Raw genomic sequence first — 11,109 nt, forward strand, 5'->3', positions numbered from 1 at the left:
AAACGCTTGTTCGATCGTCCGACGAGGCTCTTGCCCAGCGCTCACGGCTTTACCCGATCGTTCCCACGCTCTGCGTGGGAATGCCTCTGCGGACGCTTTGCGTTCGGCTCTGGATGGGACGCGGAGCGTCCCGGGCTGCATTCCCACGCAGAGCGTGGGAACGATCAGTGAAGCCAACCTTCAGCGGGTGTTATCGCTCACATCCAGCTGCCCGTCCCAACCACCGCCCAGCGCCGCAATCAATTGCACGCTAGCAATCAAGCGGCTTTGCAGAATGTTCAGCACGCTGCGCTCATTGCTCAGCGCCGTGGCTTGCACCACCACGACGTCGATGTAAGCAATCAGCCCGGCCTTGTACTGGTTTTCCGTCAGGCGCAGGGAGTCGCGCGCCGCATCGAGCGCCTCCTGGCGCACCGCCGCTTCGTCTTCGTACACCTTGAGCTGCACCAGATAGTTTTCCACTTCGCGGAAACCGTCGAGCACGGTCTGACGGTACTTGGCCACGGTCTGGTCATACACCGCCTCGGTGCGGTCGACTTCCGCCGAACGAATGCCACCGTCAAACAGCGGCAGCGCCAGTTTCGGCCCCACCGACCAGAAACGGTTGGGCAGGCTGACCAGGTTCTGCGAAGTACTGCTGCTGTAGCCGCCGCTCAGACTCAAGCTCAGATCCGGGTAATACGCCGCTTTGGCCACGCCGATGTTGGCGTTGGCAGCGATCACCGAACGCTCCGCCGAAGCGATGTCCGGGCGCCGCTCGAGCAACTGCGAGGGCAGGCTCAACGGCACTTGCGGCAGCTTCGGAATGGTCTGCACTTCGGCAATGTTGAAATCCGCCGGGGCTTGCCCGGTCAGCACGGCAATCGCATTTTCGAATTGCGCGCGCTGCCAGATCAGGTCAACCAGATCGGCCTGGGTGCTTTTCAGTTGTGTCTGTGCCTGCGCCACCGCATCGCGCCCGGAAACCCCGGCGCGGTACTGGTTCTGGGTCATCTTCAACGAGCGTTCGTAGGCGGCGACCGTGGCTTCGAGCAGGCGTTTCTGCTGATCGATCACGCGCAGTTGCAGGTAGTTCTGCACCAGCTCCGATTGCTGGCTCAGGCGCATGGCCGCCAGATCGGCAAAACTGGCCTGAGCGCTGGCCTCATCGGCTTCCAGTCCACGGCGCAGCTTGCCCCACACGTCCGCTTCCCAACTGACGCCCAGTTCGGCGTTATAGGTGTCGCGGATACCGCTGGAAGAACTGCTCAGACTCGAACTGCTGCTGCCAGTGCCCTGACTGGAGCGGGTCTTGCCGAGGCTCAAGTCTACTTTCGGATAAAACGCGCCACGGGCACTGCGCACCAACGCCTGAGCCTGACGGTACTGGGCTTCCGACTGCGCGACGGTCTGGTTGGAATTGTTGAGTTTCTCGATCAAGCCGTTGAGCTGCTGATCGCCATACAACTCCCACCAGGCCCCACGGGCCAGTGAATCGCTCGGGTTGGCCTGAGTCCAGCCCTCGGCCTCCTTGTACTGGGCGATTTCCGCAGTTTGCGGCCGTTGGTAGTCCGGGCCGACGGCGCAGGCACTGAGCATCGCCACGCACAGCGACAGGCTCAGCAAACGCGAGCCGCGAACGGTGGCCAGATTGAAAAGCGAACGGTCAGTCATAGCGGAGTTTCCAGAGCGGCGTCAGTGCGCACGCCACGCCATTTGTTGAAACGATGGCGCAGCTTGTCAAGATAGAGGTAAACCACCGGGGTGGTGTAAAGCGTCAGCACCTGGCTGAAAATCAGCCCGCCGATGATGGTCAGGCCCAGCGGCTGGCGCATTTCCGCGCCTTCGGCCCGGCCGAGCAGCAACGGCAAGGCACCGAGAATCGCCGCCAGGGTGGTCATCAGAATCGGCCGCAAGCGTTGCAGACAGGCGCTGCGGATCGATTCCAGCGGCGACAGGCCCTGATGCCGTTCCAGTTGCAGCGCGAGGTCGATCATCAGAATGGCGTTTTTCTTCACCACGCCAATCAGCAGGAACAACCCAAGCAACGAGATCAGGCTGAACTCGCCGCCCAGCGCATAGATCGACAGCAACGCGCCGACACCGGCCGACGGCAGGGTCGACAGAATCGTCAGCGGATGAATGTAGCTTTCATACAGCACACCCAACACCAGATACACCGCCAGCAACGCGCCGAGAATCATGAACGGCTGGCTCTTCTGCGTCGCGGCGAAGGCGTCGGCGGTGCCGGCCATTTTTGCGATGACGTCTTCCGGCAGGCCGAGCTTGGCAATCGCCCGCTCGATCGCAGCACTGCCCTGCTCCACCGTCACGCCTTCGGCCATGTCGAAGGAAATGTCTTCGGAGGCGAACTGGCCTTCGTGGCTGACGCGGTCGTCTTCCAGGCTGTTTTCGTAATGAGCGAACGTCGACAGCGGCACCCGCGCACCGTCAGCGGTGATCACCTGCACCTGCTTGAGCGTCACCGGGTCCTGGGCGTATTTCGGATTGACCTCCATCACCACCTGATACTGGTTGAGGCTGTCGTAGATCGTCGAAATCTGCCGCTGGCTGTAGGCGTTGTTCAATACCGAAGTAACCATGTCCATGTCGATCCCCAGGCGCTTGGCCTGATCGCGGTCGACGATCAACGTCACTTGCTGGGCACCCGCTCCCTCTCGGGCGTCAATCGCCGTCAGTTCCGGTAAGGCCCTTAACGCGGTAACCACTTTTGGATACCACTTGCGCAACTCGCCCAGATCACCACTTTGCAGGATGTAGCTGTACTGCGACGTGGTCTGTTCGCGGCCGCCGCCAAATTGCAGATCCTGATCGGCCATCAGCATCAGTTGCGCACCGGGGACCTTGGGCATTTCCTTGCGCAGGCGCTCGATGACTTTCTGCGCGTTGAGCTGGCGCTCCTTGATTGGCTTCAGACGCACCAGCATGAAGGCGTTATTGGTGCCGTTGCTGCCGCCAATGAACCCGGCGACACTTTCCACCGCTTCGTCCTTGAGCACGGCGCGGCGGAAAATTTCCATTTTCGGCTGCATCACGCTGAACGACAGGCCATCGTCGCCGCGTACGAAACCGATCAATTGGCCGGTGTCCTGCTGTGGCATAAAGGTTTTCGGCACCACTACATACAGCGCAACGTTGACGCCGACGGTGATCAGCAAGCTGAGCAAGGTCAGACGCCGGTGGCGCAGCACCCAGTCGAGGCTGCTGGCGTATTTGCCGACCATCCAGTCGTTGGTGCGGCGGCTCCAGCGTTGCAGGCGGTTTTCCTGGCCGGGTGTGTGCGGCTTCAGCCAACGGGCACAGAGCATCGGCGTCAGCGTCAGGGAAACCACCAGCGACACGACGATGGCTGCGGCCAGGGTGATGGAAAACTCGCGAAACAGGCTCTCGACGATCCCGCCCATAAACAGGATCGAGAGGAACACCGCCACCAGCGAGACGTTCATCGACAGCAAGGTAAACCCGACTTCCTTGGCCCCGAGGTACGCGGCCTGCATCGGTTTGACGCCTTCGTCGATGTGCCGGGAAATGTTCTCCAGCACCACGATGGCGTCGTCCACCACCAGACCGGTGGCCAGAATCAGCGCCATCAATGACAGGTTGTTCAGCGAGAAACCGTAGAGGTACATCACCGCAAAGGTGCCGACCAGCGACACCGGCACGGCCAATGTCGGAATCAGCGAGGCGCGGAAGTTACCGAGGAACAGAAACACCACCAGAATCACCAGCGCCACGGCAATCAGCAAGGTCATCTCGGCTTCATGCAGGGTGGCTTTGATCACCGGCGAGCGGTCCATGGCCAGATTCAGCTTCACGCTGGCCGGCAACACCGCTTGCAGGGCCGGCAACTGTGCCTTGATCTCGTTGACCGTCTCGATGATGTTGGCGCCGGCCTGACGGTTGATAACCAGCAACACCGCCGCGTCATCGTTGAAGAAGCCGCTGTTGTAGCGGTCTTCGACGCCATCACTGACCTTGGCCACGTCCTTGAGGCGCAGCGCTGCGCCATCGGCATAGTGGATGATCAGTGATTCGTAATCCTTGGCTTTTTCCAGCTGATCATTGGCCTGGATCTGCCACAAACGCTGGCCGTCTTCGACCGAACCCTTCGGCCGGCGTACGTTGGCATCGGCGATGGTCTTGCGCACATCGTCGAGCGCTACACCGTACTGATTCAGCGCCTGCGGTTCGAGTTCGATACGCACCGCCGGCAGCGAACTGCCGCCGATCTGTACTTCGCCGACGCCCTGCACCTGTGAAAGGCTCTGGGACAAAATGGTCGAAGCCAAATCGTAGAGCTGGCCTTTTTCCAGCACGTCCGACGTCAGCGACAGCACCATGATCGGCGCCTGCGACGGGTTGACCTTCTTGTAGGTCGGCATGCTGCGCATCCCGCTCGGCAACAGGTTGCGCGAAGCGTTGATCGCCGCCTGCACTTCCCGCGCCGCGCCGTTGATGTCGCGGTCGAGGTCGAATTGCAGAATGACCCGGGTCGAACCCTGACTGGAACGGCTGCTCATGGTGTTGACGCCGGCAATCGCACCGAATGAGCGCTCCAGCGGCGTCGCCACGGTGGATGCCATGACCTCCGGGCTGGCACCGGGCAGGCTGGCCTGCACGACGATCACCGGGAAGTCCATTTGCGGCAGCGGCGCCACTGGCAGCAGGCCGAAGCTGACGCCGCCGAGCAGCATGATTGCCAGGCTGAGCAGCATCGTCGCGACCGGACGCTTGATGAAAGGACCGGAGAGGTTCATCGAACGCAATCCCCAACGTCACACCAATCCCCTGTAGGAGTGAGCCTGCTCGCGATAGCGGTGTGTCTGTTTACATTGATGTCGCAGGTGCCGCCCTCATCGCGAGCAGGCGAAGGCCTACAGGGGTTATGTGTTCGGACAGTCATACCGACACCTCTTCAGTGTCAGCATTAGTCTTGCCAAAGCGTCGACCGAGGCGGTCGAAGTACAGGTAGATCACTGGCGTGGTGAACAGCGTCAGCACCTGGCTCACCAGCAGACCGCCAACCATTACCAGACCCAACGGCTGACGCAATTCAGCCCCGGAGCCGGTGGCGAGCATCAACGGCACCGCACCGAACAGCGCCGCCAGCGTGGTCATGAGGATTGGCCGGAAGCGCAGCAGCGCCGCCTGATAAATCGCCTGTTCCGGCGCCATGCCTTGGGTGCGTTCAGCATCGAGGGCGAAGTCGATCATCATGATCGCGTTCTTTTTCACGATACCGATCAACAGAATGATGCCGATGATCGCGATCATGCCCAGGTCATTGCCGCTGAGTAGCAACGCCAGCAACGCACCGACCGCCGCCGACGGCAAGGTCGAAAGAATGGTGATCGGGTGAATGTAGCTCTCGTACAGCACGCCCAGCACGATGTACATGGTCACCACTGCCGCCAGAATCAGCAGCAAAGTGCTCGACAATGACGCCTGGAAAGCTTCGGCCGCCCCCTGGAACTGGGTCTGCACACCAACCGGCATGCCGATGTCTTTCTGTACCTGCTCGATGATGTCGACCGCATGCCCCAACGCCACGCCGGGTGCGAGGTTGAACGACATCATCACTGCCGGGAACTGGCCGATATGGGTGATCGCCAGTTGCGCCTGACGCTCTTCCACGTGGGCGAGACTCGACAGGCGCACCTGTGCGCCATCGGTGGTCTTGACGTGAATCTGGTCCAGCGCCTGCGGGCCGATCTTCTCCCCGGCCTGGGCCTGCAGCACCACGCGGTACTGGCTGGCCTGGGTGTAAATGGTCGAGATCTGTCGCTGCCCGAAGGCGTCGTACAGCGCATCGGTGATGTTCGCCACCGAAACGCCCAGGCGTGAGGCGGCATCGCGGTCGATCACCAGATAGACCTGCAAACCCTTGTCCTGCAAATCACTGGCGACGTCCGTCAGTTCCGGACGCTGGGCCAGCGCTTCGACCAAGCGGCCGCTCCACTGGCTGAGCAGTTCGGAATCCGGCGAAGACATGCTGAACTGGTATTGCGTGCGGCTGACGCGGTCCTCGATGGTCAGATCCTGCACCGGCTGCATGAACAGACGGATGCCAACCAGTTTGTCCAGCTGCGGTTGCAGGCGCGCAATCACTTCTGTGGCGCTCAGATCGCGCTCACCGTGAGGCTTGAGGTTGATCAGCAAGCGGCCGCTGTTGAGCGTGGCGTTATCGCCGTCGACACCGATGTAGGACGACAGGCTCTGTACGGCCGGATCTTCGAGAATAATCTTCGCCAGCTCTTGTTGACGCTCGCCCATCGCCGCGAAGGAAATCGACTGCGGTGCCTCGGAAATACCCTGAATCACCCCGGTGTCCTGCACCGGAAAGAAGCCCTTCGGCACCACCATGTACAGAAACACGGTCAACGCCAGCGTGCCGATAGCCACCAGCAAGGTCAGCGGCTGATGCTTGAGCACCCAGCGCAGCATCCGACCATACTCGGCGATCATCCAATCGATGACTGCACCGCTGGCGCGGTAGAAACGGCCCTGCTCATGTGCTTCTGGCTCACGCTTGAGCAAGCGCGCGCACATCATCGGCGTCAGGGTCAGCGAGACCACCAGTGAAATCAGGATTGCCACAGCCAGAGTGATGGCGAATTCGCGGAACAAGCGCCCCACCACGTCGGCCATGAACAACAGCGGAATAAGTACCGCGATCAGCGACAGGGTCAGGGAAATCAGGGTAAAGCCAATCTGCTTGGCGCCCTTCAGTGCGGCCTGCATCGGGCTGTCGCCCTCTTCGATGAAGCGCGCGATGTTCTCGAGCATGACGATGGCGTCGTCGACCACAAAACCGGTGGCAATGGTCAGGGCCATCAGGGTCAGGTTGTTCACCGAGAACCCGGCCAGGTACATCACGCCAAAGGTGCCGATCAGCGACAGCGGTACGGCCACCGACGGAATGATCGTCGCACTGGCGCGGCGCAGGAACAGGAACGTCACCATTACTACCAGGGCGATGGCGATGAGCAATTCGTGTTGCACATCAGTGACCGAGGCGCGAATGGTTTGCGTACGGTCGGTCAGCACGGTGACATCGAGGCCGGCCGGCAGGTTGTCGGTGATGCTCGGCAGCAACGCCTTGATGCGGTCGACCACCTCAATGACGTTGGCACCCGGCTGACGCTGGATGTTCAGCAGCACGGCCTGATTCTTGTTGGCCCACGCCGCGAGACGCTCGTTCTCGGCGCCATCGACGATTTCCGCAACGTCCTTGAGCCGTAACGGCGCGCCGTTCTTGTAGGCGAGGATCAGATTGGCGTAGTCCTCGGGCGAGGTCAGCTGATCGTTGGCATCGAGCATCGACACCCGGGTCGGGCCGTCGAAGTTGCCTTTCGGCTGGTTGACGTTGGAGGCGCCGATCAGGGTGCGCACGTCCGACAGGTTCAGGCTGTTGGCCGCCAACGCTTCCGGGTTGACCTTGATACGCACGGCCTGACGCTGACCGCCGGCAATGCTGACCATGCCGACGCCGCTGATCTGGGCGATTTTCTGCGCCATGCGCGTATCGACCAGATCATTGAGTTTGGGCAGCAGCATGGTTTTCGAGGTAATCGCCAGGGTCAGCACCGGGGTGTCCGCCGGGTTGACCTTGTTGTACACCGGCGGTGCCGGCAAATCGGTTGGCAGCAGATTGGTCGCGGCGTTGATGGCGGCTTGCACCTGCTGCTCGGCAACGTCCATGTTGATGTCGAGGCTGAAGCGCAGGGTCAGCACCGACGCACCGCCGGAACTGGTCGAGGCCATTTGCGTCAGGCCCGGCATCTGCCCGAACTGGCGCTCGAGCGGCGCAGTTACGGCACTGGTCATCACATCCGGGCTGGCGCCGGGATACAGGGTCATGACGCGGATGGTCGGGTAATCGACTTGTGGCAGTGCAGAAACGGGCAGCAAGCGATAAGCAATCAGGCCGGCCAGCACAATGGCCAGCATGCTCAGGGTGGTGGCTACCGGTCGGAGGATGAACAGCCGCGAAATGTTCATGCGCCCTTCTTGGCCTTGTCGGAAACAGCAGCGTCAGTCGGGGTGGCGGCAGATTTGCCTTGCAGGTGTTCGGTCGGCGTGGTCGGCACTTGATTGCTGTCGTTGACCACTTCCACTTCACTGCCTTCCTTGAGGCGGTCGGTGCCTTCCAGGACCACGCGGTCGCCAGCGGCCAGGCCCTCGGTAACCACGGTGTTTTCGCCATCACTGGCACCGATCTTCAGTTGGCGGATGGTGACTTTCTTGTCGCCGTCCAGTGCATAGACGAACGTGCCGTTGGTACCGAACTGGATAGCTGCTGACGGTGCCAGCACCACGCCTTTGAGTGTGTCAGCCAGCAAGTGAACGTTGACGAACTGGTTGGGGAACAACGCCTGATCGCGGTTTTCGTAGCGGGCCTTGAACTTCAGGGTGCCGGTGGCGACGTCGATCTGGTTGTCGAGGCTTTGCAGAACGCCGGTGGCTTGCAGTTTGGTGTCGCCGCGATCCCACGCTTCAGCCGGCAGCTTGGCGCCGCTGCGATAACGGGCGAGCACGGTTTCGAGGCTGTTTTCCGGCAAGGTGAAGGCGACGCTGATCGGTTGCGTCTGGGTGATCACGGCGAGGAACGTGGTGTCGTTGGCGGTGACAAGGTTGCCGACGTCAACCTGACGCAGACCGACACGCCCGGCAATCGGTGCGCGGATTTTGGTGAATTCGAGATTGAGCTTGGCATCGTTGACCGCCGCCTGATTGGTCTTGACCGTGCCCAAATACTGGCCGACCAGTGCTTCGGCGGTGTCCAGCGTCTGTTTGGCGATGCTGTCCTCTTTGTACAGACCGCGATAACGCTCGACATCGACCTGAGCGTTTTTCAGTTGCGCCTGATTCTGCAGCAGGGTGCCTTCGGCCTGCAGCAAGGCGTTCTGGTACGGGCGCGGGTCGATCTCGGCCAGCAGGTCTCCAGCCTTGACCATCTGCCCTTCTTCGAAATTGATCTTGACCAATTCGCCGCCCACCCGGCTACGCACATTGATGGTGTTGAGAGCGGTCACCGTGCCCAGCGCCTTGTAGTACAGCGGGAAGTCGCCGGTGACTGCTGGCGCCACGCGTACCGGGATTGGCCCGCTACCACCACCGAAGCCCGGCCGCATCATCCCCGAACGCCCGGTGTGCCCGGCGGCTGCCTTGTCAGCGCCCTCCTTGTGGGCTGAACCGGCGGGCCAGAATTTCCAGCACAGGACGGCGATCACCAACAAGACAAGCAGGCTGATCAGCCAGCGACGGGAGTTACGGGGGGACGATTGCATGGAGTGATTAACCATTGGGCGCGTGGGCTTCTTTTACGGGAGGCTGAACGATAAGCACTGATGGGGAATTAGCAAAGCAGCTTTACCGGCAATTTACTTACACCTTACGTTTCAAGGTGTGAGGCAAAACACTGATACACAAATGAAAACGGCCTGGACAGGGCCAGGCCGTTAACAATTGTAAAAGCGCTTACTTGAGAACGGACAGGGCCGCTTCGTAGTTAGGCTCTTCAGCGATTTCCTTGACCAGTTCGCTGTGCAGGACGTTGTCGTTTTCGTCCAGAACCACAACGGCGCGAGCGGTCAGGCCTTTCAGCGGGCCGTCAGCAATGGCCACGCCGTAGTTCTCGATGAACTCGGCACCGCGCAGGGTCGACAGGTTCTGTACGTTTTCCAGGCCTTCGGCGCCGCAGAAACGCGCCTGGGCGAATGGCAGGTCAGCGGAGATGCACAACACCACGGTGTTGCTGATGTCGTTGGCCTGAGCGTTGAACTTGCGTACCGAAGTGGCGCAAGTCGGGGTGTCGACGCTTGGGAAAATGTTCAGGACTTTGCGCTTGCCGGCGAAGTCTTGCAGGGTGACGTCGGACAGATTGCCGGCAACCAGAGAAAAGGCTGGCGCCTTGGAACCGGCTTGTGGCAACTGGCCGTTGACTTGAACCGGATTGCCTTTAAGGGTGACTTGAGCCATGACTTGAGTCCTTCTGATGTTTTGATTGGAAAGCATGCAAGAGGCCGAAGTTAACCACGAAATTGTCCGACGACCTATGCCCTGTTTAGAAATTGTTGGGTGCATGCGCGAAAAATTGTATACAAAACTACAACCATTCCCCTGTAGGAGTGAGCCTGCTCGCGATAGCGGTCTGTCAGTCAACATCTGCGTATATGACCCACCGCCATCGCGAGCAGGCTCACTCCTACAATGAGATCTGCGGTGTGAAAAATTCTCCGCACTTTTACCAGAGACCCTGTCGATTCAAGTGTGGCTCGTTCGACTAAACAACGAATCCCCACAATCCACGGAGTAAACGCCATGCGATTCATGATCCTTGTAAAAGCCAACGCCGACTCGGAAGCCGGCATCATGCCCAGCGAAGAACTGATCACCGCCATGGGCAACTTCAACGAAGAACTGGTCAAGGCCGGTATTCTGATTGATTGCGATGGCCTGCATCCGAGCAGCAAAGGCGCTCGCGTGCATTTCTCCGGTGACAAACGCACGGTCATCGACGGGCCGTTCATCGAGACCAAAGAATTGGTGGCGGGTTACTGGATCTGGGAAGTGAAGTCGAAAGAAGAAGCCATCGAATGGGTCAAGCGCTGCCCCAATCCAATGCCGGGGGAGTCTGATATCGAAATCCGTCAGATATTCTCTGCCGAAGACTTCGGCGCCGAGTTCACCCCCGAAGCGCGTGCGCAAGAAGAACGCGTCCGCGAACAGGCCAAGAAAAACAGCTAAACCGGACATCACATGTAGGAGCTGCCGAAGGCTGCGATCTTTTGATTCTGATCGTTCCCACGCTCTGCGTGGGAACGCCTCAAGGGACGCTCCGCGTTCCAGCTTGCGAATTTGACGCAGAGCGTCAAGGGCTGCATTCCCACGCAGAGCGTGGGAACGATCAATCAGCCATCCTTCAACTCGACGTGATCCAGCGCTTGATTGACGGCGAGTTCGCCCAGCATGACGACTTGAGCGATGCCCAGTGCAGTCTTGCGGTGTGAGGTTTCCAGGGAGGCGGCGAAGTTGATGAGCATTTCGCTGGCCGAGCCGAGGGTTTCGCTGGCGTTGGCCAGCAGGGATTCGGTGTTGTATCTGGGG

At 60.3% G+C, this 11,109-nt stretch carries 7 protein-coding genes; 1 reads left to right on the plus strand and 6 read right to left on the minus strand.

All coding sequences use genetic code 11. From position 1 onward, the window contains the following. Positions 1-180: 180 nt before the first annotated feature. The 5 genes from ACM6IN_RS15175 to tpx form a co-directional block, all read right to left on the minus strand. A complete protein-coding gene (locus tag ACM6IN_RS15175) occupies positions 181-1,653 on the minus strand; it encodes an efflux transporter outer membrane subunit (protein ID WP_123375383.1) in 1,473 nt (490 codons plus the stop codon). Next, on the minus strand, positions 1,650-4,757 hold the full coding sequence (locus ACM6IN_RS15180) for an efflux RND transporter permease subunit (RefSeq protein WP_007914366.1): 3,108 nt from the start codon (positions 4,755-4,757) through the stop codon (positions 1,650-1,652). The genes ACM6IN_RS15175 and ACM6IN_RS15180 overlap by 4 nt, the downstream gene beginning before the upstream one ends. A gap of 142 nt (positions 4,758-4,899) precedes the next feature. Next, positions 4,900-8,001 (minus strand): MdtB/MuxB family multidrug efflux RND transporter permease subunit, encoded by a 3,102-nt coding sequence (locus tag ACM6IN_RS15185; protein ID WP_414916297.1) that lies wholly within the window; start codon positions 7,999-8,001, stop codon positions 4,900-4,902. After that, on the minus strand, positions 7,998-9,305 hold the full coding sequence (locus tag ACM6IN_RS15190; RefSeq protein WP_007914370.1) for an MdtA/MuxA family multidrug efflux RND transporter periplasmic adaptor subunit: 1,308 nt from the start codon (positions 9,303-9,305) through the stop codon (positions 7,998-8,000). The genes ACM6IN_RS15185 and ACM6IN_RS15190 overlap by 4 nt, the downstream gene beginning before the upstream one ends. A 175-nt stretch (positions 9,306-9,480) precedes the next feature. Further along, the gene (gene tpx / locus ACM6IN_RS15195; RefSeq protein ID WP_095112063.1) at positions 9,481-9,981 is read right to left on the minus strand and encodes a thiol peroxidase; all 501 of its coding nucleotides are present in this window, start codon (positions 9,979-9,981) and stop codon (positions 9,481-9,483) included. A gap of 342 nt (positions 9,982-10,323) precedes the next feature. Here tpx and ACM6IN_RS15200 point away from each other — a divergent pair, with 342 nt between their 5' ends. Then, entirely contained in the window at positions 10,324-10,749 is a 426-nt protein-coding gene (locus ACM6IN_RS15200) for a YciI family protein (RefSeq protein WP_095112062.1), read from the plus strand. Positions 10,750-10,913: 164 nt separating this feature from the next. Here ACM6IN_RS15200 and ACM6IN_RS15205 read toward each other — a convergent pair. Next, positions 10,914-11,109 (minus strand): DUF6124 family protein (locus ACM6IN_RS15205; RefSeq protein ID WP_414916298.1); only part of this gene is annotated, 196 nt, incomplete at its 5' end.

The sequence above is a fragment of the Pseudomonas sp. IT-P395 genome, assembly GCF_949767675.1.
In the GTDB taxonomy this organism is placed as follows: domain Bacteria; phylum Pseudomonadota; class Gammaproteobacteria; order Pseudomonadales; family Pseudomonadaceae; genus Aquipseudomonas.

Bases quoted from the DNA above. Each gene is read 5' to 3' on its own strand.
- ACM6IN_RS15175 (WP_123375383.1), bottom strand. From the start codon at position 1,653: ATGACTGACCGTTCGCTTTTCAATCTGGCCACCGTTCGCGGCTCGCGT.
- ACM6IN_RS15180 (WP_007914366.1), bottom strand. From the start codon at position 4,757: ATGAACCTCTCCGGTCCTTTCATCAAGCGTCCGGTCGCGACGATGCTG.
- ACM6IN_RS15185 (WP_414916297.1), bottom strand. From the start codon at position 8,001: ATGAACATTTCGCGGCTGTTCATCCTCCGACCGGTAGCCACCACCCTG.
- ACM6IN_RS15190 (WP_007914370.1), bottom strand. From the start codon at position 9,305: ATGGTTAATCACTCCATGCAATCGTCCCCCCGTAACTCCCGTCGCTGG.
- tpx (WP_095112063.1), bottom strand. From the start codon at position 9,981: ATGGCTCAAGTCACCCTTAAAGGCAATCCGGTTCAAGTCAACGGCCAG.
- ACM6IN_RS15200 (WP_095112062.1), top strand. From the start codon at position 10,324: ATGCGATTCATGATCCTTGTAAAAGCCAACGCCGACTCGGAAGCCGGC.